We start from the raw sequence: 21520 nt of genomic DNA, 5'->3' as shown, positions 1-21520 counted from the left end.
ATCCGACGCCGGGATGCTCACGCTGTCACAGCTGCCGCTGTTTCCGCTGCAAACGGTGTTGTTCCCGGGCGGCTGGATGCCGCTGCGCATCTTCGAGGTGCGCTACCTGGACATGATCAACCGCTGCCACAAGGCGGGCGCGCCGTTTGGCGTGGTGTGTCTGCGCGAAGGCAGCGAGGTGCGGCGTATCGACCCCAACGCGCCGCCCAGCGGCGATGCCTTTGCCAAAGAGGTTTTTTACCCAGTGGGCACGCTCGCCCACATTGAGCGGCTGGAACGGCCGCAGCCCGGGCTGCTGATGATCCATTGCCGGGGACTGCAGCGCTTTCACGTCACGGCCAGCCAGCAGTTACCCCACGGCCTGTGGGTGGGCGATGTGCAGCTGGACGAGGCAGAGCCCGTGGTACCGGTGCCTGCTGACCTGGCCAGCACACGCGATGCGCTGCAACGCTTGTTGAACAACCTGCTGGAGCGCGAACCCGAGGCGATGAACGAGCTGCCTCTGCAGCCGCCCTACCATTGGGACGATTGTGGCTGGGTGGCCAACCGCTGGGCCGAGCTGCTGCCCGCACCGGCCGAACTCAAACACCGCTTGATGACGCTGGACAACCCGCTGGTGCGGCTGGAACTCATCTCCGACCTGCTCGACCGGATGGGCGTGGAGCGCTGATCAGGGCAACAGCGCGAGCGCCTGCATGTAGCGTTCGCTGACCATCAGGGCATCCCAATCCATGGCTGCGCCGCGCGGCAACAGCGCCAGGCGGCGCTCTTCGCTCGCGGGGTTGGGTTGCCACTGGCCCTGAATCACCGCGCGCGACAAGTCGTTGATCGCGGCGTCTATCGGCGCACCGCCGTCCACCACCGACTGGTTGCACAGGACCACCATGTCACCACCTGCGCCCAGCGCGGCCAGTGCGGCCTCGGCAAAGCTCAGGTCTCGCCCGTCCATCTGGCGGGCGGCTTCCATGCTCAGGTCGTCGCTGAAGATGGCGCCCGTGAAGCCCAGCTGATGACGCAGCACCTCTTGCAGCCAGCGCGGTGAAAAGCCTGCGGGTCGGCTGTCTACTTTCGGGTAAATCACATGCGCGGGCATCACTGCCTGCAGGCTGGCGGACAACCAGCCATAGGGCGCGGCATCCTCGGCCAAGATAGCCTTCAGGCTGCGCTTGTCCACCGGTATCGCCAGGTGGGAGTCGGCGCGCACGAAGCCGTGCCCGGGAAAGTGTTTTCCGCAGTTGGCCATGCCACTTTGCTGCAAACCCAGCATCAGGGCCTGCGCCAACAGCGTCACCATGCGCGGGTCGCGCCCCAGGGAACGGTCGCCAATGACCGAGCTTTCACCGTAGTCCAGGTCCAGCACCGGGGCAAAGCTCAAGTCCACGCCACAGGCACGCAGCTCAGCACCCAGCACAAAGCCCGTGGCCACGGCTGCGTTGGTGGCGCGCAGCGCAGACGCACCCGCCACGTCGCCCTTGCGTTCAGGCGCCATCCAGAGCGCACCCAATGCGGCCATGGGTGGCAGATGGGTGAAACCATCGGTGCGAAACCGCTGTACGCGTCCACCTTCGTGGTCCACCGCGATCAGCAGGTCGGGCCGCACCGCCTTGATCTGACGACACAGCCGGGTCAGCTGCGCACGGTCTTTCCAGTTGCGGCCAAACAAAATGACGCCCCCTACCAGCGGGTGCGCCAGGCGCTGGCGTTCAGGGGTTGTGAGGCTGTGGCCAGCCACGTCGATGATCAGGGGTGCGTGTGGGTGCATGGTCAATGAAAGTTTCGCAGGGGGAGAAAGTCCGTCAACCGCGCTCGACCACCACGAAGCTGGCGGCGTAGTCGGTCTCGTCGGTCACGGTCACATGGGCGCGCAAGCCTTGGGCTTCAAACCAGGTTTTCAACTCACCGTGCAACACAACCACGGGCTGGCCGCTGGGCTGGTTGACGATTTCGCAGCGCCGCCACGTCATCGGCATGCGCATGCCCAGGCCAATGGCTTTGGAGAAGGCTTCCTTGGCAGAAAACCGGGTGGCCAGATAGCGCAAGCCCCGTTGCGGCCAGCGGGCACTGCGGGTTTGCCAGACCGCGAACTCGGCATCGGTCAGCACCTTGCGTACAAAGCGCTCGCCCTGGCGCTGCCAGGTGGCTTCGATGCGGCGGATGTCACAAATGTCGGTGCCAATGCCGTAAATCATACGGTTCAGGCGAAGGCGTCGGCGATGCAGTGCTTGTAAGCGGCCACGGTGGCGCCGTAGCCCATCTCCAGCGCATCGGCAATCAGCGCGTGGCCAATAGACACCTCGCGCACACCGGGCACGGTGCGCAGAAATGCTGTGAGGTTGTCCCGGTTGAGGTCGTGACCCGCGTTGACGCCCAGTCCAGCGTCCAGCGCAGCCTGGGCCGCCGCACGAAAACGCTCCAGTTGTTCAGCGCGTTGGGGGGTGCTCCAGGACGCCGCATAAGGCTCGGTGTAAAGCTCCACCCGGTCAGCACCCACCGCCTTGGCAGCCGCCATGGCGGCTGGGTCAGCGTCCATGAACAAGCTCACCCGCGCACCCAGGGCCTGGGCTTGGGCAATCAAGGGACGCAAACGGTCGGCATCGGCGGGGAAGTTCCAGCCGTGGTCGCTGGTGAACTGGCCTTCGGAATCGGGCACAAAGGTCACCTGCTGGGGCCGCACGGCGGCCACAAACCCCATGAGGTTGTGAAAAGGGTTGCCTTCAATGTTGTATTCGCGGTCGGGCCAGGCCTTGAGCAACTCGGCCAGCTCATACACGTCGTGGCCACGAATGTGGCGCTCATCCGGACGCGGGTGCACTGTGATGCCCGCTGCACCGGCCTGCAGGCACAGCGTGGCCGCGCGCGTCACAGATGGAATGCCCAGGTGGCGCGTGTTGCGCACCAGCGCCACCTTGTTGAGGTTGACGGACAGCGCCGTGTGCAGGGTGTGGGGGTCGGAAACCGCGGTCATGGTGTGGTGGGTTGGGTTGCGGTGGCGGGTGGTGCTGGCGATACCTCTGGGTAACGCGGCCGGGACATGGCCTGCACATCCAGCATCAACTGGCGGGTTTTGAACACCCGCACACCGCTATGGTAGTGCAGCAGGTGGCGCAGTTGCGGCCGCAGGGCTTGCAGGCTGGGCGCGCAGGCGCGCAGCGTGCTCATGAACGGCGCCGGGTCGTCCAGCGCGGTTTGCAGGTCCAGGCACTGCGCACCGGTGAGCGGGTGGCTGTCGTCACCATGGGCCCGGCGCAGGCCATGCTCGGGCGCCAGCACATACAGGCCCTGCGGGTCTAGTTGAGCCAGGGTGCCGCCCTCGCGGGCCAGGTCGGGCAGCAAGCCCACGTCGCGCAGCAGCAGCAATTCAAAGGTGCGCAAAATCAGCTGTTGCGCGTCAGCGCGCTCTGCCAGCAATTGCACGGCAAACCGGTAATGCTCAAACAAGGCCGGGTGCGCGTCGTCTCGCGCCAGCAGGCGCATGAGCAATTCGTTCAGGTAGCTACCCGACAACAAGGCTTCGCCGGTGGGCATCACATGCCCGCCCTGCCATTGGGCTGCCTTGAGGGTGCGCACTTCAGCGTCACCGCCCCAGCTGAGCTGCAGCGGCTGCAGCGGCAAGAGCACCGGGCGAAACTGCGACGTGGGGCGCTTCACACCCTTGGCCACCAGCGCAATGCGACCCTGCTTGCGGGTGAAAACCTCCAGAATCAGGCTCGACTCGCTCCAGTCGTAGCGGTGCAGGACAAACGCAGGCTCGTCAGAAAACCGGCGCGTGGCCATCACTCATAACCAAACGAGCGCACACGTGCATCGTCGTCCGCCCAACCCGAACGCACCTTCACCCACAGCTCCAGAAACACCTTGCAGTCCCACAGCTTTTCCAGCTCCTGGCGGGCTTCGGTGCCGATGCGCTTGAGTTTTTCACCCTTGTCACCAATGACCATGCCTTTGTGGCCCTCACGCTCCACCACGATGGTGGCTGCGATTCGCTTGAGCTGGCCTTCTTGCTCGAACTTGTCGATGATGACGGTCGAGGTGTAGGGCAGTTCGTCACCTGTCAGGCGAAACAGCTTTTCGCGCACCATTTCGCTGGCCATGAAGCGCTCGCTGCGGTCGGTGAGCTCTTCGGGGTCGTGCATCCACGGTTGCTGTGGCAGGTAAGGCGCACAAATGCCAAACAGACGCTGAATGTCCCGGGCGTTCTTGGCCGTCATCGGCACAAATTCGGCAAACGGGTGGCGCTCCTGCATGGAACGCAACCAGGGCGCCAAATCGCCGCGGCGGTGCACCAGGTCAAACTTGTTCGCCAGCAGCACCACCGGGATGTTGCGCGGCAGCAGGTCGAGCACCTTGGCATCGGCCAGGTTGAAGTTGCCGGCCTCTACCACAAACAAAATCAGGTCCACATCGGCCACGGCGCCCAGCACCGTTTTGTTCAAAGCCCGGTTCAGGGCGTTGCCGTGGCGGGTCTGAAAGCCTGGGGTGTCCACAAACACAAACTGGTTGGGCCCCACCGTGCGGTATCCGGTGATGCGGTGGCGCGTGGTTTGCGCCTTGCGCGACGTGATGCTGACCTTTTGTCCCACCAGCGCGTTCAGCAGCGTGGACTTACCCACGTTGGGCTTGCCCACAATGGCCACATAGCCACAGTGCTGCGCCGCCGGATCAATCACTTCCACCTCGGGCACTTCGTTCGTTTGGGCGTCAGGTTCCATGTCCGCTGGCGCAGCGACGTCTGCCTTGCGCAGCGCCCGCGCCAGCATGGCATCCAGCTCGGGATTGGCCACAGGAGCAGCGGGCGAAGAAGCGGGGTTCGGGGAAGCAGGTTTTCGGGACATGGGTTCTTGTGTGCGGGACGGGGCGAGTAAATGGAAAAACGTGGCGTTGACGTTGGCGCACCGACCGTGCGCCTATTGGGCGGTGCTAACTAAGCGCCTGCCATCAGGTGCTGCAACATCGCGGCGGCGGCGGCCTGTTCACCGGCACGGCGCGAGGCGCCGATGCCTCGCTCGCTGCGGCCAGTTTCAGAGATCGTGCACTCGACATCGAAGGTTTGCTTGTGCGCTTCACCCAACGTGGCCACCACCCGGTACACCGGCAGCTTCATTTTGCGCCCCTGCAGCCACTCCTGCAATTCGGTCTTGGGGTCTTTGCCCATGGCGCTCATCTGCGCGTTGAGTTCGACGCCGCTGTACAGGCGGTGCACCAGCGCAGCAGCCACCTCAAAGCCGGCATCCAGATACACGGCACCGATGATCGCTTCAAGCGCATCGGCCAATATGGATGGCCGCTTGTGGCCACCCGAGCGTTTCTCGCCGTCACCCAGGCGCAAGCAGGTGGCGAGGCCCAGCGTGCTGGCGATCTGGAACAGCGTTTCTTGCTTCACCAGGTTGGCCCGCACACGCGACAAATCGCCCTCAGGCAACTGGCTCAATTTCTCAAACAGCAAGCCTGAAACGGCCAGGTTGAGCACCGAGTCGCCCAGAAACTCCAAGCGCTCGTTGTGGTCTGAAGTGAAACTGCGGTGCGTGACGGCCCGCTCAAGCAGGCGCGGATTGGCAAAACTGTGTTTCAAACGCTGTTGCAGCGTCAGCAATTCCGGATTCAAGGCAACTGGTCTCCGTGCAGGCACACGCAAGCGCGCTTGCCCATCACTTGGAGCGGCCTTCGTATTTCATGGTGAGGTAAGCCGGGCCAGCCAGGTGAATTTCACGGCTGTAGGCAAACGAAACCACCACGCGGTCGCCCTCTTTACCCACTTCCAGGTCTTTGCCCGAAATGGTGTTGATGTCGTCGATCTGGGCTGCTTTGTCAAAAATGCTGCGCACCTCGGTGACCGTGGTGCCAGCGGAGGCTTTTTGCACGGCTTTTTGCACAGCGGTGTATTCGATATAGGTCGGAACCACCTGCGCCACGATCACGCCCGTGAATGCCAGCAAGATACCCACAATGAGCAAGCCCATGAAGGTCAGGCCGCGTTGTTGCTGTTTCAGTTTCATGTTTTATTCGCTCCAGAAAGACGGGGTACAACAGCGGTTCATTCGAACGAGCCAATGCGCCCCAGATCACCAAAATTCATCCAGACAAAAAAAGCCTTGCCAACGATATTGGCTTCGGGCACAAAGCCCCAGTACCGCGAGTCCAGCGAGTTGTCCCGATTGTCGCCCATCATGAAATAGTGGCCTTCAGGCACCTTGCACACCACGCCCTCGACGGTGTAGCGGCACGCGTCCTTGTTCGGAAAATCGGTGGTGCCGGGAATGAACGCCGGACGATCGTCGTCGTTGAGCGTGTTGTAGCTTCGGGCGTCCAGCGTTTCGCGGAATTGGCGCGCGTAGCGCATGGAATCGCCATCAAAGAACTCGGGCTGCGCAGCGCGGGGCACGGGTTTGCCGTTGACCGAGAGCTCCTTGTTCAAGTAAGCCACTTCGTCACCCGGCACGCCAATGACGCGCTTGATGTAGTCCAGGCTCGGTTGCGGCGGGTAACGGAACACCATCACGTCACCGCGTTGCGGATCGTTGTTGGCCACCAGTTTCGTGTGAAACACCGGCAGGCGAATGCCGTAGTGGTATTTGTTGACCAAAATCAGGTCGCCCACGCGCAGGGTCGGGATCATGGAGCCCGACGGAATCTTGAACGGCTCGAACATGAACGAGCGCAGCACAAACACCGCCAAGATCACCGGGAACAGGCCCGCAGTCCAGTCCAGCCACCAGGGCTGCATCAGCAGCTTTTGGCGTGCGGGCTCCACATCACCTTCGATGTTGCTGAAACCCTGTTTGAGCAACGCCGCCTTGCGCGTGTTGTGCTCGTCCAGCAGCGTTTGGGCGGCGCGTTTGCGCTGGGGCCAAAACACCAGTTTTTCCAGAAACCAATAAATGCCCGTCACCACGGTGGCGAGCATCAGCAACACCGCAAAGCTGCTCTCCACCACGCCCATGTACCAGGCACCCGCGTAGCCTGCGATGGCCGCCAGCACCACTGCCGTGATCGTGCTCATCACCGCCTGCATCAGTCTTGCACCTGCAAAATGGCCAGAAAGGCTTCCTGGGGCACTTCCACTGAACCGATTTGTTTCATGCGTTTCTTGCCTGCTTTTTGTTTCTCAAGGAGCTTGCGCTTGCGGCTGATGTCGCCGCCGTAGCATTTTGCCAGCACGTTTTTGCGCAGCGCCTTGATGGTTTCACGCGCGATCACATTGCCACCAATGGCCGCCTGAATCGCCACGTCAAACATCTGCCGGCTGATGATCTCGCGCATCTTGGCCACGACCGCACGCCCACGGTATTGCGACTGCGAACGGTGCACGATGATCGATAAAGCGTCCACCTTTTCGCCGTTGAGCAGAATGTCGACCTTCACCACATCGGCTGGGCGGTATTCCTTGAACTCGTAGTCCATGGACGCATAGCCACGGCTGACCGACTTGAGCTTGTCGAAGAAGTCCAGCACGATCTCGCCCAGCGGCATGTCGTAGGTGAGCATCACCTGCTTGCCGTGGTACGACATGTTGAGCTGCATGCCGCGCTTCTGGTTGGCCAGCGTCATGACGGCACCCACATATTCCTGCGGCATGTACAGATGCACGGTCACGATGGGCTCACGGATCTCTTCCATGCGGCCTTGGTCCGGCATCTTGGACGGGTTCTCCACCATGACCACTTCGCCGTCGGGTTTGACCACCTGGTAAACCACGCTGGGCGCGGTCGTGATGAGGTCCTGATCAAACTCGCGCTCCAGACGTTCCTGCACGATCTCCATGTGCAGCAAGCCCAGGAAACCGCAGCGGAACCCAAAACCCAGTGCTTGCGACACTTCGGGTTCGTACATCAGCGCGGCGTCGTTGAGCTTGAGTTTCTCCAGCGCATCGCGCAAGCCGTCGTACTGGTTGGCTTCGGTGGGGTACAGCCCGGCAAACACCTGCGGCTGCACTTCCTTGAAGCCGGGCAGCGCCTCAGTGGCGGGGCCGAGGTTGTTGGGCAGCTTTTTCTCCAGCGTGATGGTGTCACCCACCTTGGCCGCCTGCAGTTCCTTGATGCCAGCAATGATGTAGCCCACCTCACCCGCATTCAACGAGTCGCGTGGCTCATTGCCTGGCGTGAACACACCCAGGTTGTCCGCGTTGTAGACCGTGTTCGTGGCCATCATCTTGAAGCGCTCGCCCTTGAGCAGGCGCCCGTCGACCACACGCACCAGCATCACCACGCCCACGTAGGCGTCGTACCAGCTGTCCACGATCATGGCGCGCAACGGTGCATCGGGGTTGCCTTTGGGCGCCGGAATGCGGGCCACCACAGCTTCCAGAATGTCTTCCACGCCCATGCCGCTCTTGGCTGAACACGGAATCGCATCGGTCGCGTCAATGCCGATGACATCTTCGATCTCGGCCTTCGCATTGTCTGGATCCGCGTTGGGCAGATCCATCTTGTTGAGCACCGGCACCACCTCCACACCAAGGTCGAGCGCGGTGTAGCAGTTGGCCACGGTCTGTGCCTCCACGCCTTGGCTGGCGTCCACCACCAGCAGCGCGCCTTCGCAGGCCGACAGCGAACGGCTCACCTCGTAAGAGAAGTCCACGTGACCGGGGGTGTCGATCAGGTTCAGGTTGTAAACCTGGCCATCGCGGGCCTTGTATTTGAGCGCAGCGGTCTGTGCCTTGATGGTGATGCCCCGCTCTTTCTCGATGTCCATGGAGTCGAGCACCTGCTCGCTCATCTCACGGTCTGACAGCCCGCCGCAGAGTGAAATGATGCGATCGGCCAAGGTGGACTTGCCATGATCGATGTGCGCGATGATCGAAAAATTGCGGATGTGATTCATCAAGAAACCAGCTCAAACACAGAAAAACCTCCCCGCACCATCGGGTGCTGGGAGGCCATAAAAAAGGGCGCGTCAGCTGTTGACGCGCCCATAACCAACAATCAAGGGCAACTGCGATAGTTGGGGTTTCATTGTAGGCAAAAAGCCTGGAATGCACACCCCCGACACCCGAGAACCCGATTGTTGCAGCGCAGCAACACGAAACTTATCCACAACACATTCACAGGAAAGATGAACAAGCTGTGGGCCGTTTGTGGAAGACCGCTACCTACAGCGCTCGCTTTCCACATCGTGAACAAAACAGCCAACGCAGGCCACCAATGCAGCCCATACCGGCCTGATTTTATCGAATTCGGACAACAGCATCGCCACCAATGTTAGCGTCCACTAACGCAGAGGACTATGGGTTCGCCAAAGTGGGTAGAAACTTGACTGTGGCGCGAACACCAACGCAGCAATGAACCACCCATTCCTGAAGAAACGGGGGGTTATTGAGATACCACGCAGACGTGCAACCGCCTCAGCGTCCGGGACGGATCACCGCATATTGCGCCCACTCGCCACGGCGAAAGAGCACATTGACCGGGCGGGTTTTGTCCAGCTTGGTCAAGGCGGCTTCCAGCTCCTTGACGTCGGAAGTGTCGGCATTAGCGATGGCCACAATCACATCGCCCTCGCGAAGACCGGCCCGCGCCGCGGGACCTTCAGTAGCCACAACCCGCACGCCGCCTTTGAGGCCCAGTTCCTTCTTCTGCGCCGCATTGAGGTCGGCCAGCGTCAGGCCCAGTGCCTTGGCTGCGCCTGCTGCCTGGGGCTTGGGTGCTTCTGGAGCAGCAGCGCGAACTTGCGGCTGTTCCGGTTCCAGCTCGGCCACGGTCACAGACAACTCGCGCTGGCTGCCCCGGCGAAACACCGTCATAGAGCTTTTGTTGCCAGGCTTGGTGTTGCCCACCAGGCGCGGCAGGTCCACCGACTTGTCAATCTCTTTGCCGTCGAATTTCAGAATGATGTCGCCCGGCTCCACGCCCGCCTTGGCCGCCGGCGAGTTGGGCTCGACGCCCCGCACCAGCGCGCCTTTAGGCTGACCCAGCCCGATCGACTCGGCCACCTCTTTGCTGACCTGGTCAATCTGCACACCGATGCGCCCCCGCGTGACGCGGCCTGAGGTGCGGATCTGATCCGACACGCGCACCGCCTCGTCGATCGGAATGGCGAACGAAATGCCCTGAAAACCGCCAGAACGCGAGTAAATCTGGCTGTTGATGCCCACCACTTCGCCGCGCATGTTGATCAAAGGCCCGCCCGAGTTACCGGGGTTGATCGCCACATCGGTCTGGATGAACGGGAGAAAGTCACCGGTGTCGCGCTTCTTGGCGCTCACGATGCCGGCGGTCACGGTGTTTTCCAGACCGAACGGCGAGCCAATGGCCATCACCCATTCGCCCACGCGCAGGCGGTTCACATCCCCAATCTTCACAGCGCTCAGTCCGGTGGCGTCAATCTTCACCACAGCCACGTCGGTGCGCTTGTCAGCACCCACCACGGTGGCTTTGAATTCGCGCTTGTCAGGCAGGGTCACGATCAGTTCGTCAGCCCCTTCCACCACATGGGCGTTGGTCATGATCAGCCCGTCGGCGCTGAGGATGAAACCAGAACCCACGCCACGCGGCTGAGCCTCCTCAGACGGACCCCGGTCAGGGCGCGGGCCTCGTGGCGTCACACCGGGTGGCACCGGAATACCAAAGCGCCGAAAAAATTCCAGCATCTGCTCGTCGGCTCCTGAGCCGGGTTCGGCCCGCGCAGTGGCACGCTCCAGAGTACGGATGTTGACCACCGAAGGCCCCACCAGATCCACCAGGTCGGTGAAGTCGGGCAACCCACGCACACTGGGTGCGACCGGCACAACCGGGGTTTGTGCAGACAAGGTCTGGGGCAACAACAGCGCGGCGGTGCCGCCAGCGGCCAACACCGCTGCTGCCGCAACGGCAAGAACAGGCTTACGGGCAAGATGGCGAAGCGTCATGGTGATCCTTCAAAAAGGGCGACAACACAAAAATAGGGAGATGGGCCCGCCGCGAAAAGAAACAAGTGCGGCCGGCAGGGCTCAGCGCGTTCGTTCCAGTGCGTAGGCAAAACGCCGCAGTGTGCCCGTGGGCACCTCACCGAGGGCGGTCAACCAATAAGCGCCCACACGGCGGGTCAGGGAATGCGTGGCGCCTGACACTGCCGCCTTCTCCTTGCCATGGCGCTGCGCGTCGTAGGGCTCAACGAACAGTGACACCGAGGCCAGCCCGTCAGAAAACACCCACTGCATCGGTGCAGAGGCACCACCTGCAGCCAGCTCGCCCAACTCGCGGGTGTGGCAACTCATGGGCAGAAAACCGGGCACTAGCTCTTTCAAGCGCCAGCCCTCTGCCTCGGCGGTGGTCTTTTTTAGCACGGGTCGCTGCACGTCATAACCCTTGGTGTCGTTCATCAGGCGCGTGAGCTTGCCCATGCTCACAGGCGCGTCCAACTGCAGTTCCGAGAACGCCACCTGTTCAAGCACCACACCCTGCTCGCCCAGCGTTTGCAGCTTCACCACCAAGCCGGTTTTTTTCTCGGACCAGATGCGAAAGCCAAAGCGCAGAGCGTCTTTGGGCTGAATCTCGACCACATCGGCCAGGTAACCCGCCACACGCTCGGTACCCGCTTCGCTCACAGCATAAAAATCGGGTATCACGTTGCTCGGCGTACGAAGCAGCTCGGGAAACAAACCCAACGACTCGCGTTTCTCGACGAACGCTTTTTTCGTTTCGGGCACGAACGTGATCACCTCGTTGTTGCGACGGATGGTGGTTCGGGGCGCGCCCGTGAGGGTGTCCACGCGTTCCATTTGTTGCTCACCATCGCACACATGCCAGATGCGGGAAGCCGACATGGACGAACCCGCGGACACCACCAAGGTACCCATGTAAGCGCGCTGGCGCGAGGCTTCGTGCATGCGCATCAGCCACTCGTTCACACTGCGCGGCTCGCTGGCGGCGGGTGCAGTGGTTTGCGCCTGCAGCGGCGCCCAGAAGCTGGCCGTCAGTGCGACCAGCGCAGCCGTGCGCCACGGTTGCGGCTTCGTCACAGGCAGCCAGCGGGCCAAGGCGTTCATAGGTCCGATCAAAGCAACACGCAAAGGCAAGGCAAGCGTCATGGCGGTTCAGCGTCCGGTCGCGTCGTAGGTGGCGTTGCGCAGGAAACCTGCAGGCATTTGCAGGGCAGACATGCCGCCGTGCTGGCGGTGCTCAGCCATCAGGGCTTCGAGCTGGGTATCCCGGATCACCGCGCCTTGCGGGGTGTTGACCACCACCGCCGTGGTTTCCGGCAACCGCGGTGCGATGGTCCCCGGGGTTGAATCCATCAAGGCCAACTGAGCGCCCGCACCAGCACCACCCGCACCCGACGGCGCAGAGCCCAGCAGCGTCCAGCTGACCGCCATCACGGCGGCCAGCGAGGCCAGCCCGGCGACCATTTTCCAGCGAAACACCGCGTCGTTGGCGGCTGGCGCACGCACATGGCCCAGCACATTGGGTGGTGCCATGGGCAAGGTGGGCTGCACAGGCAACGGCTGAACCAAAGGCTTCTCGGCGTGCAGCCGCGCATGCAGGCCGGCCAAAAAGTCTTGCGGGGTTTGGGCCGCCACCGCGGGTGCCGAAGCACGCAGCACATCACCAATCACCTGGTAGCTGTGCCAGGCTTCAAGGGTCTCAGCGCCTGGCCCTGTATCGGCCAGCAAACGGTCAAGCTCGGCATCTGACAACTCGCCGTCCACCAAGGCAGACCAGGCGCTCGCCGGCTCAAGCCCTGGCAAAGTGGCGTGCGACAGGTCCGGTGCAGATGTACCCGCCCAGGCGTCTGTCTGCAGGTCGGTGTGTGTGTTGGCGGCGTTCATGTTGACTTCCAAATATCTGATACTGCGATGACGGGCACGCTCGTGGAACCACGAGGCACTACCACCGTTTTCCCGTCTGGCGTTCCAGCATCGGCTTGATGCGACTGGAGATCGCTTCACGTGCCCGGAAAATCCGGGACCGCACCGTGCCAATGGGGCAATCGAGCGCCTGAGCAATCTCTTCGTAGCTCAAGCCCTCCATTTCCCGCAAGGTGATCGCCATGCGCAGCTCTTCGGGCAACGCGTCCATGGCCGCATTCACGGCCTGGGCAATTTCCTTGCTGGCCAACACCGCCTCGGGCGTCTCGGTGTCGGCCACGTTGGAATTTAGTTCGCGTTCGGACGAGGAAGTTTCATCATCGTCCGCAGATTTCATTTGCGACTGAAAAACCAGGGGGTCGCGCTTGAGCTCCATAAGCTGCTTTTTGGCCGTGTTGACCGCTATGCGGTACAGCCAGGTATAAAACTGCGCGTCGCCCCGAAACTGGGCCAGAGCCCGGTATGCCCGAATGAAGGTTTCCTGCGCAATGTCCTGCACCAGGTCGCTGTCGCGCACCATCCGGCCAATGAGGCGCTCCACCCGGCGCTGGTACTTGATGACCAGCATGTCGAACGCGCGCGACTCCCCAGCCAGGGTTCTTTGAACCAACATGACATCACTGTCGGGCGGCGGCGGGGCGGTGTGGTCTTCAGTTGTCATGCGCGCGGAAATATAACCCACAGGACCCATGTCAATGGCTGAGGCGCCACCCTGGGCTTTTTTCGGCTCATGCCGAATGCCTCAAGCCACCCGCACCAGCGCCCGGCGCAGGTCGTTCCAGCGGGCGGGATCGCTGGAGCGCTCTACCCAAAGCCAGCGGTGCGCCCCGTCGGGATTGCGCACCCGCAGCAACATGCGGTCTTGCAGGTCGAGCACGCGCTCCACCTGCTGCAGCGGTGCGCCATCGGCCAGGGTATCGCGTTGCCAGCGCCACACCCCGGGGCGTGCTGGCCCGTTGGGCAGCCCACTGCTCACCGGCGGCCCCAGGGCATCCCATTGCAGCTGCCCAACAGGCGAGTGCAACCAGCTGCGCCAGGCAAAGCCGGCCCAACCCAGCCAAAGCACGGCCCCCAGCCCGCCGGCCACATGGCTCAGCCAAGGCACTTCGGCCGCTGCGTCCAGCCAAGGCCACCACCAGCGCAGCAGCACCAACAGGCCCAGGCCGGCGAGCACGCACAGCAGACCCGCGTAAAAAGCACAACGCCCCACCGGGTAGACCACCGATGGGGCGTTGCGCATGCGCTGTTTTGAAAATAGCGTTGTTCAGGAGCAGGTCAGACGCGCCGGAAAACCAGTGTGCCGTTCGTGCCGCCAAATCCGAAGTTGTTTTTCATCGCCACGTCAATCTTCATGTCCCGCGCGGTGTTGGCGCAGTAGTCCAGGTCGCATTCCGGGTCCTGGTTGAAGATGTTGATGGTCGGCGGGCTCTTTTGGTGGTGCACCGCGAGCACCGTAAACACGCTCTCGATGCCGCCAGCGCCACCCAGCAAATGACCCGTCATCGACTTGGTGGAGTTCACCACGGTCTTCTGAGCGTGGTCACCCAAAGCGGCCTTGATGGCATGGGTTTCGTTCACGTCGCCCAGCGGCGTGGACGTGCCATGCGCATTCAGGTAATCCACCTGGTCGGCGTTCAAGCCGGCGTTGCGCAAGGCGTTCACCATGGCGCGGCGGGGGCCGTCCATGCTGGGCGCCGTCATATGGCCTGCGTCGGCGCTCATGCCGTAACCCGAAAGCTCGGCATAAATTTTGGCACCACGGGCTTTGGCGTGCTCGTACTCTTCCAGCACCATCACACCAGCGCCCTCACCCAACACAAAGCCGTCGCGGTCTTTGTCCCAAGGCCGCGAAGCTGTGGTGGGGTCGTCGTTGCGGGTCGACAAAGCGCGCATGGCCGCAAAGCCACCCACACCCAGAGGCGACACGGTGGCTTCGGAGCCGCCCGCCACGATCACGTCGGCGTCGCCGTACTCGATCTTGCGCGCAGCCTCGCCAATGCAATGCAGGCCGGTGGTGCACGCCGTGACGACCGCGAGGTTGGGCCCCTTGAAGCCAAACCGCATCGACACATGGCCCGCGATCATGTTGATGATGGAAGCGGGCACGAAGAATGGCGAAATGCGGCGCGGGCCGCGGCTCACATACTCGGCGTGCGTTTCTTCGATCATGGGCAACCCGCCGATGCCCGAACCGATGATGCAACCGATGCGGTTGGCTGTTTCTTCGTCCAGGGCATCGCCCACAGGCAAGCCCGAGTCCACCACAGCCTGGTGGGCTGCGGCGATACCGTAATGAATGAATGAGTCCATCGCCCGCGCTTCTTTGGCGGTGATGTACGACTCAAGATCAAACCCCTTCACCTCGCCCGCGATCTTGCAGGAGAAATTTGACGCGTCAAACCGGGTGATGAGGTCAATGCCGGACTTGCCGGCAAGAATATTGGCCCAGGCTTCAGACACCGTGTTACCCACGGGACTGACACAACCCAGACCGGTCACGACAACGCGACGTCGGCTCATTGATGTCCCCCACGCTCTTTACAGCGTGTAATGCACAGACACCCCAAGGGAAACAAACCCCTCGGGGCGACCATGCGTTGGCTCATGGATGGCTTAAGCCTTCTGGTGGGCCATCGCGTAGTCGATGGCGTTTTGAACGGTGGTGATCTTTTCTGCGTCTTCGTCCGGGATCTCGATACCGAATTCGTCTTCCAGGGCCATCACCAGTTCAACCGTGTCCAGCGAGTCGGCGCCCAGATCGGCCACAAAAGCCTTTTCGCTGGTGACCTGACCCTCTTCCACGCCGAGTTGTTCGGCAATGATTTTCTTAACACGTGCTTCGATATCGCTCATAAGTCCCTCTGAGGGTGGTTGAAATACAGACCGTCATTTTAGCCGGCCTAGAGAGGCATCTCTAGACGGCCCGCCGGACGGCTTTTGCGGCGTTGGAAACAGGGTGTTGTACGCGGCCGGTCAGGCCATGAACATGCCGCCGTTGACGTGCAGTTCTTGCCCCGTCACATAGGCGGCCTGCGGGCTGGCCAGATAGGCCACCGCGTGGGCAATGTCGGCAGGCTTGCCCAGATGGCCCAGCGGGATCTGGCCCAGCAAGGCTTTTTGCTGCTCTTCGGGCAGCGCTGCGGTCATGTCGGTTTCAATGAAACCTGGCGCCACGCAGTTGACGGTGATGTTGCGGCTACCCAGCTCGCGGGCCAGTGCCCGCGTCATGCCCGCCACGCCCGCTTTGGCGGCTGCGTAGTTGGCCTGGCCCGCGTTGCCCGACGCACCCACCACGCTGGTGATGCTGATGATGCGGCCGTAGCGCTGCTTCATCATGGGTCGGATCACGGCGCGGCTCATGCGAAACACCGCTTTCAGGTTGGTGTCGAGCACGGCGTCCCAGTCGTCGTCTTTCAGGCGCATGGCCAGCATGTCGCGGGTAATGCCGGCGTTGTTCACCAGCACCTGCAAACCACCATGGGCTTTCACAATCTCGTCAATCAGCGCCTCGGCCGCCTGGGCGTCGTTCACGTCCAGCCGGGCGCCACGGCAGCCCGCAGCCGCACCGGGCACCGCCGCCAACACCGCGCCAATTTTGGCGGCGCCTTCGTCGCTGGTGGCCGTGCCAATCACGGTCAGGCCGCGCGCCACCAGTTCGTGGGCAATGGCCGCGCCAATGCCGCGCGAAGCGCCAGTCACCAAGGCCACCTGGCCTGCAAATTTGATTTCAGACATGTGTGTCCTCCGTGGGTCAGGCCAGCAAGGCCTTCGCTTCAGCCAGCGTGGCCGGGTCGTAAAGGGCTGCGCCGGTCAGCTCAGCGTCGATGCGTTTCACCATGCCGGCCAGCACCTTGCCCGGGCCGCATTCGACCAGTGTGGTCACGCCATGCGCCTTGATGGCAGCCACACACTCCACCCAGCGCACCGGACCAAACGCCTGGCGCACCAACGCGTCGCGAATGGCATCCGCGTCGGTCTGCACCGCCACGTCGATGTTGTTCACCACCGGAATCTGGGGCGCGGCCAACACGGTGTTCGCCAGCTTTTCTTTCAGCTTTTCAGCGGCTGGCTTCATCAGGCTGGAATGAAACGGCGCCGACACCGGCAGCGGCAACGCGCGCTTGGCACCACTGGCCTTGAGCATTTCGCAGGCTTTTTCAACCGCGGCCTTGCTGCCGGCAATCACGGTTTGGGCGGGGTCGTTGAAGTTCACGGCCTCCACCACCTCGGCACTGCCGGCCCCAAACGTGGCCTGCGCTTCAGCGCAGCCGGCGATCACACGCGCCGCGTCCATGCCCAAGATGGCGGCCATGGCGCCTGTGCCCACCGGCACGGCTTCTTGCATGGCCGCGGCACGAAAGCGCACCAAAGGCGCCGCTTGCGCCAGCGTGAGCACGCCAGAAGCCACCAGCGCCGAATACTCACCCAGGGAATGCCCCGCCACCACGGCTGGCAGCGCGCCGCCTTCGGACCGCCACACCCGCCAGGCGGCCACGCCCGCCACCAGCATCACCGGCTGGGTGTTGGTGGTCAGGGCCAGCGCTTCTTTGGGGCCCTCTTTGATCAGCTTGGCCACGTCTTCGCCCAGCGCATCAGAGGCTTCTTTCAAGGTTTCCAGCACCTCGGGGTGGTCGCCCCAGGCGTCGAGCATGCCGACCGACTGCGAACCTTGACCGGGAAAGACAAAAGCAAAATTCTTCATGAAGTTCTGAAATTTTGATGGACAGAAACACGTGCGCTGGAAAAGCTGACCCACCGGCTTAGAAGTCCAGCAGCACAGCGCCCCAGGTGAAGCCGCCACCCACGCCTTCGAGCATGAGCGTGTCGCCTTTTTTCACCTGCCCGGCGCGCACCGCGTGGTCGAGCGCCAGCGGAATGGAGGCCGCCGAGGTGTTGCCGTGCTGGTCCACTGTCACCACCACCTTGTCCATGGGCAGCTTCAGCTTTTTGGCGGTGCTTTGCATGATGCGGATGTTGGCCTGGTGGGGAATCAGCCAGTCGATGTCGGCCGCGGTTTTGCCCGCCTTGGCCAGCGCTGCACGCGCGGTGTCTTCCAGCACGCCCACCGCCAGCTTGAACACCGCCTGGCCGTCCATTTTTAGCAGCGGGTCGCCCAGCACGTTGCCACCCGACACATGGCCGGGCACGCACAAAATACCGCTGTGCTTACCGTCGGCGTGGATGTCGGTGGCCAAAATGCCCGGCGTGTCGCTGACCTCCAGCACCACCGCACCAGCGCCGTCGCCAAACAGCACGCAGGTGGTGCGGTCGGTGAAGTCCAGAATGCGACTGAACACCTCAGCCCCCACCACCAGCGCCTTGGTGGCGGTGCCGGTCTGGATCAGCGAGCTGGCCACGGTCAGCGCGTAAATGAAACCGCTGCACACCGCCTGCACGTCAAACACCGGGCAACCGGCCATACCCAGCTTGTGCTGCAGTATCGCGGCGGTCGACGGGAACACCATGTCGGGTGTGGACGTGGCCACAATGATCAGGTCAATGTCTGCCGGCTCCACACCGGCCGCAGCCATGGCCTGGCGGCAGGCTTCGGCGGCCAGGTCGCTGGCAAACACACCGTCGGCCACAAAATGCCGCGCCTTGATGCCGGTGCGCTCCACGATCCACTCGTCGCTGGTCTCCACACCGCGCCGGGCCAACATGTTCACCATGTCGGCATTGGTCAGGCGCTGAGGGGGCAGGCTGCTGCCGGTGCCGGTGATGCGAGCGTAGCGTGTCATGCGAAGGGCTGGCTTGTATTAAATGGTCGGAATGCTTTTGAACTCACTGGGTGCTGCGCTCCCGGCAATCAGCGGGGCTGCATGGGCGATGCGTTGCCGCACGTTGTCCAGCAAGTTGTTGTGGGCCGCATCATAAGCCCGGCACAGTGCCTGCTCAAATGCAAACGCGTCGGCCGAGCCGTGGCTCTTGAACACCAGCCCACGCAGCCCCAGCAAGGCTGCGCCGTTGTAGCGCCGGTGGTCCACCCGTTTTTTAAAGGCAGATAGCACCGGATAGGCCACGATCGCAGCCATTTTTGTAAAAATGTTGCGCGAAAACTCTTCGCGAATGAAGCCGCTGATCATGGTGGCCAAGCCCTCGCTGGCTTTCAGGGCCACATTGCCCACAAAGCCGTCGCACACCACGATGTCGGTCGTGCCTTTGAAAACATCGTCACCTTCGATGTTGCCAAAAAAGTTCAGATCGCCGGTGTTGGCCGCATTTCGCAGCAAAACACCCGCTTGCTTGATGACTTCGCTGCCCTTGATGACTTCTTCACCCACATTGAGCAACCCCACCGTAGGTTCTTTGCGCCCGGTCGCAGCGGCCACCAGCGCCGAGCCCATCACCGCAAACTGCAACAGGTGTTCGGCCGTGCAATCCACGTTGGCGCCCAGGTCGAGCACCGTGGTGGCACCACCGCGGGCGTTGGGCAACTGAGTGGCAATGGCGGGGCGGTCAATGCCGTCCAGCGTTTTCAGCACATAGCGCGCAATCGCCATGAGCGCACCGGTGTTGCCGGCCGACACCATCGCGTGCGCCGTGCCGTCTTTCACCTGGGTGATGGCCACCCGCATGGACGAGTCTTTTTTGCGGCGCAGCGCCACCTCCACCGGGTCGTCCATGGTGACGACCTCGGTCGCGGGCACCACCGAGCAACGCACGTTGTTGAGCACCTGAGGCCAGGCCGCAAAAGTCGCGGGCTGGCCCACCAGCAACAACTGGGCTTTGGGGTGACTGGTCAAAAAGGCCGCACAGGCTGGCAACGTCACCGACGGGCCAACGTCTCCCCCCATGCAATCCACAGCGATGGTGATCATGACAACATCCCGGTGCAGGCGCTCAGGGCACCACAAGAATGAAAAAAGCCCGCATGGATCATGCGGGCCTGTGCCTGGATAGAGCTACAAACCCCGAGCGCGACACCGCGGCGAGGCCTGTGGCAGCCCGTCACTTAGGCTTCTGATTTGTTTTTCAGCACCTGGCGGCCACGGTAGAAACCGTTGGGGCTGATGTGGTGACGCAGGTGGATTTCGCCGGTGGTGGGTTCCACAGCGATGCCCGGCACGTTCAGCGCGTTGTGCGAACGGTGCATGCCGCGCTTCGATGGGGACTTTTTGTTTTGCTGAACGGCCATGGTGGGCTCCTGAAATCGGTTGGGGTGAAACGGGGTGGCCTAAACAAGGTGGATGCATGGGTGGCCAAAATGCCAAAACGCCCAATCAACCAACTGTAGCAACCATCAAGCGCCCGACCCGACCGCACACCGTGCAAATGGGTACAAGCGCAAAGCCAAGCATTATAGCCCGAAGCCAGCGGTCAAGCAAAAATAGAACTTACTTTAGCTGCACACCGGCGGCCTTGGCGGCCAAAAACACCCCCTCGCCTACGCTGGCGCCGAAGCGCTTGGCCAGGCGCAGGCCCAGGTTTTCGCGCTGGGTGTAATCCACGATGTCTTCGGCCTTGACGATTTCACGGGCCACAAAGTCAAGGCTTCCCAGGCCGTCGGCCAGGCCCAGGGCCACGGCTTGCTGGCCGCTCCACACCAGGCCGGTGAAGGTTTCAGGGGTTTCTTTCAAGCGGTCCCCGCGGCCTTGTTTCACCACGGTGATGAACTGGTTGTGAATTTCACCGAGCATGGTCTGGATATAAACCCGCTGCTCTTCGTCCTGGGGGCTGAAAGGGTCGAGCATGGCCTTGTTTTCGCCGGCGGTCATCAGCCGGCGCTCAATGCCGAGCTTCTCCATCAGGCCGGTGAAGCCAAACCCGTCCATCAGCACGCCGATGCTGCCGACCAGGCTGGCTTTGTCCACGTAAATGTCGTCTGCGGCGGCGGCTATGTAATACGCGGCCGAGGCGCAGGTTTCCTCCACCACGGCATACACTTTTTTGTTGTGCAGCGCCTTGAGCCGGGTGATTTCGTCGTTGATGATGCCCGCCTGCACGGGGCTGCCACCCGGGGAGTCGATCAGCAGCACGACCGCCTGGGCGCCCTTGTCTTCAAAGGCGGCAATCAATGAACTCACCACGTTGCTGGCGCTGGCCTCGGCGTCCGAGGCAATGGCACCCCGAATTTCAATCACGGCGGTGTGCGGCGCGCTCACGGACGAACTGACTTTGTCTGCGCTGTAGATGAACCAGGCGATGGCGGCGAAGATGCTGAGCCAGACCAGCCGCATGAACATCTTCCAGCGCCGCGCTGCCTGCTGCTCCTTGATGGTGGCGAACACCAGCTTTTCCAGGGTGGCGCGCTCCCAGCCTGGGGTGTTGCTGGCGCTGGTGGGCAAGCCCAGGTTGTCGTCGTTCATGTTGGAGGGCTCTCAGAATTCCACAGGTTTGAGGTTGTATTGTGACTGCCAGTGCACCACGCCGCCGTGCTCCAGCAGCTCAATTTTGACCAGCCCACCACGACAAGGCCCGCCTGCACAGGCGCCGGTGTCGGGCTCGTAGGTGGCGCCGTGGGTGGCACACAAAAGCCAGCGGCCGGTGTCGTCAAAAAACCGGTCGGGCTGCCAGTCCATTTCCATCGCCACATGGCTGCAGCGGTTGAGGTAGGCGTGGGGCTGCCCGCGGTAGCGCACGGCAAAAGCGCGGCAGGTCTGGCCGGCGTACACCACATCAAATGAAACCGCCCGGCCACCATCGGCCAGGTCGCGGCTGTTGCACAGGGGGTGGCTGGGTTCGGCGGGCATTGCTGGGTTCATGGGCGCTTTTTACCTGAGCTGTTTGACTACAAACGCCGCA

Annotated in this window: 24 protein-coding genes; 1 reads left to right on the top strand and 23 read right to left on the bottom strand. The window is 62.5% G+C overall.

Going from position 1 to position 21520, the window contains the following annotated elements; all coding sequences use genetic code 11:
• Window positions 1–13 precede the first annotated feature (13 nt).
• The gene (locus tag AC4QBL_RS03840) at window positions 14–670 is read left to right on the top strand and encodes an LON peptidase substrate-binding domain-containing protein (protein WP_472906690.1); all 657 of its coding nucleotides are present in this window, start codon (window positions 14–16) and stop codon (window positions 668–670) included.
• On the opposite strand, the gene nagZ is transcribed toward AC4QBL_RS03840, so the two are convergent.
• From nagZ to AC4QBL_RS03725, 23 genes are all read right to left on the bottom strand, one after another.
• A complete protein-coding gene (gene nagZ / locus AC4QBL_RS03835) occupies window positions 671–1762 on the bottom strand; it encodes a beta-N-acetylhexosaminidase (protein WP_472906548.1) in 1092 nt (363 codons plus the stop codon).
• Between the two features lie 34 nt (window positions 1763–1796).
• On the bottom strand, window positions 1797–2189 hold the full coding sequence (acpS, locus tag AC4QBL_RS03830; RefSeq protein WP_472906547.1) for a holo-ACP synthase: 393 nt from the start codon (window positions 2187–2189) through the stop codon (window positions 1797–1799).
• 5 nt (window positions 2190–2194) lie between these two features.
• Window positions 2195–2965 (bottom strand): pyridoxine 5'-phosphate synthase, encoded by a 771-nt coding sequence (locus AC4QBL_RS03825; RefSeq protein ID WP_472906546.1) that lies wholly within the window; start codon window positions 2963–2965, stop codon window positions 2195–2197.
• Window positions 2962–3774: a DNA repair protein RecO gene (recO, locus tag AC4QBL_RS03820; RefSeq protein ID WP_472906545.1), complete on the bottom strand. Its 813-nt coding sequence runs from the start codon at window positions 3772–3774 to the stop codon at window positions 2962–2964. The genes AC4QBL_RS03825 and recO overlap by 4 nt, the downstream gene beginning before the upstream one ends.
• Entirely contained in the window at window positions 3774–4832 is a 1059-nt protein-coding gene (gene era, locus AC4QBL_RS03815; protein ID WP_472906544.1) for a GTPase Era, read from the bottom strand. The genes recO and era overlap by 1 nt, the downstream gene beginning before the upstream one ends.
• Window positions 4833–4921: 89 nt before the next feature.
• Entirely contained in the window at window positions 4922–5602 is a 681-nt protein-coding gene (gene rnc / locus AC4QBL_RS03810; RefSeq protein ID WP_472906543.1) for a ribonuclease III, read from the bottom strand.
• Between the two features lie 43 nt (window positions 5603–5645).
• Window positions 5646–5993 carry a DUF4845 domain-containing protein gene (locus AC4QBL_RS03805; RefSeq protein ID WP_472899488.1) on the bottom strand — a complete coding sequence of 116 codons (348 nt, stop codon included), beginning with the start codon at window positions 5991–5993 and terminating at the stop codon, window positions 5646–5648.
• A 38-nt stretch (window positions 5994–6031) separates the two neighbouring features.
• Complete coding sequence (gene lepB, locus AC4QBL_RS03800; RefSeq protein WP_472899489.1) at window positions 6032–7009, bottom strand: signal peptidase I; 978 nt, start codon at window positions 7007–7009, stop codon at window positions 6032–6034.
• On the bottom strand, window positions 7009–8817 hold the full coding sequence (gene lepA, locus AC4QBL_RS03795) for a translation elongation factor 4 (RefSeq protein ID WP_472899490.1): 1809 nt from the start codon (window positions 8815–8817) through the stop codon (window positions 7009–7011). Before lepA ends, lepB begins: the two co-directional genes overlap by 1 nt.
• Window positions 8818–9337: 520 nt before the next feature.
• Window positions 9338–10840, bottom strand: coding sequence for a Do family serine endopeptidase (locus tag AC4QBL_RS03790; RefSeq protein WP_472899491.1), 1503 nt, complete (start codon window positions 10838–10840; stop codon window positions 9338–9340).
• A gap of 81 nt (window positions 10841–10921) precedes the next feature.
• Window positions 10922–11959, bottom strand: coding sequence for a MucB/RseB C-terminal domain-containing protein (locus AC4QBL_RS03785; protein ID WP_472906542.1), 1038 nt, complete (start codon window positions 11957–11959; stop codon window positions 10922–10924).
• A gap of 48 nt (window positions 11960–12007) precedes the next feature.
• Window positions 12008–12739, bottom strand: a complete 732-nt coding sequence (locus tag AC4QBL_RS03780) for a sigma-E factor negative regulatory protein (protein ID WP_472899493.1) — start codon at window positions 12737–12739, stop codon at window positions 12008–12010.
• Window positions 12740–12797: 58 nt separating this feature from the next.
• A complete protein-coding gene (rpoE, locus tag AC4QBL_RS03775; RefSeq protein ID WP_472899494.1) occupies window positions 12798–13439 on the bottom strand; it encodes an RNA polymerase sigma factor RpoE in 642 nt (213 codons plus the stop codon).
• Between the two features lie 81 nt (window positions 13440–13520).
• The gene (locus AC4QBL_RS03770; protein ID WP_472906541.1) at window positions 13521–14018 is read right to left on the bottom strand and encodes a hypothetical protein; all 498 of its coding nucleotides are present in this window, start codon (window positions 14016–14018) and stop codon (window positions 13521–13523) included.
• Between the two features lie 35 nt (window positions 14019–14053).
• Entirely contained in the window at window positions 14054–15298 is a 1245-nt protein-coding gene (gene fabF, locus AC4QBL_RS03765; RefSeq protein WP_472899496.1) for a beta-ketoacyl-ACP synthase II, read from the bottom strand.
• A 93-nt stretch (window positions 15299–15391) separates the two neighbouring features.
• On the bottom strand, window positions 15392–15631 hold the full coding sequence (gene acpP / locus AC4QBL_RS03760) for an acyl carrier protein (RefSeq protein WP_304823557.1): 240 nt from the start codon (window positions 15629–15631) through the stop codon (window positions 15392–15394).
• Window positions 15632–15751: 120 nt separating this feature from the next.
• Window positions 15752–16513, bottom strand: a complete 762-nt coding sequence (gene fabG / locus AC4QBL_RS03755) for a 3-oxoacyl-ACP reductase FabG (RefSeq protein WP_472906540.1) — start codon at window positions 16511–16513, stop codon at window positions 15752–15754.
• 16 nt (window positions 16514–16529) lie between these two features.
• The gene (gene fabD, locus AC4QBL_RS03750) at window positions 16530–17480 is read right to left on the bottom strand and encodes an ACP S-malonyltransferase (protein WP_472906539.1); all 951 of its coding nucleotides are present in this window, start codon (window positions 17478–17480) and stop codon (window positions 16530–16532) included.
• 58 nt (window positions 17481–17538) lie between these two features.
• The gene (locus AC4QBL_RS03745; protein ID WP_472906538.1) at window positions 17539–18516 is read right to left on the bottom strand and encodes a beta-ketoacyl-ACP synthase III; all 978 of its coding nucleotides are present in this window, start codon (window positions 18514–18516) and stop codon (window positions 17539–17541) included.
• A gap of 18 nt (window positions 18517–18534) precedes the next feature.
• Window positions 18535–19596, bottom strand: coding sequence for a phosphate acyltransferase PlsX (plsX, locus tag AC4QBL_RS03740; RefSeq protein WP_472899500.1), 1062 nt, complete (start codon window positions 19594–19596; stop codon window positions 18535–18537).
• A gap of 134 nt (window positions 19597–19730) precedes the next feature.
• The gene (gene rpmF / locus AC4QBL_RS03735; RefSeq protein ID WP_019575026.1) at window positions 19731–19913 is read right to left on the bottom strand and encodes a 50S ribosomal protein L32; all 183 of its coding nucleotides are present in this window, start codon (window positions 19911–19913) and stop codon (window positions 19731–19733) included.
• Between the two features lie 199 nt (window positions 19914–20112).
• Window positions 20113–21084, bottom strand: a complete 972-nt coding sequence (locus AC4QBL_RS03730) for a S49 family peptidase (protein WP_472906537.1) — start codon at window positions 21082–21084, stop codon at window positions 20113–20115.
• A gap of 12 nt (window positions 21085–21096) precedes the next feature.
• Window positions 21097–21480, bottom strand: a complete 384-nt coding sequence (locus tag AC4QBL_RS03725) for a Rieske (2Fe-2S) protein (protein ID WP_472906536.1) — start codon at window positions 21478–21480, stop codon at window positions 21097–21099.
• Window positions 21481–21520 lie beyond the last annotated feature (40 nt).

Source organism: Hydrogenophaga sp. L99 (assembly GCF_058731905.1).
Note: the sequence above shows the minus strand (reverse complement) of the source record. Positions and strands in the feature narration are given on the sequence as shown.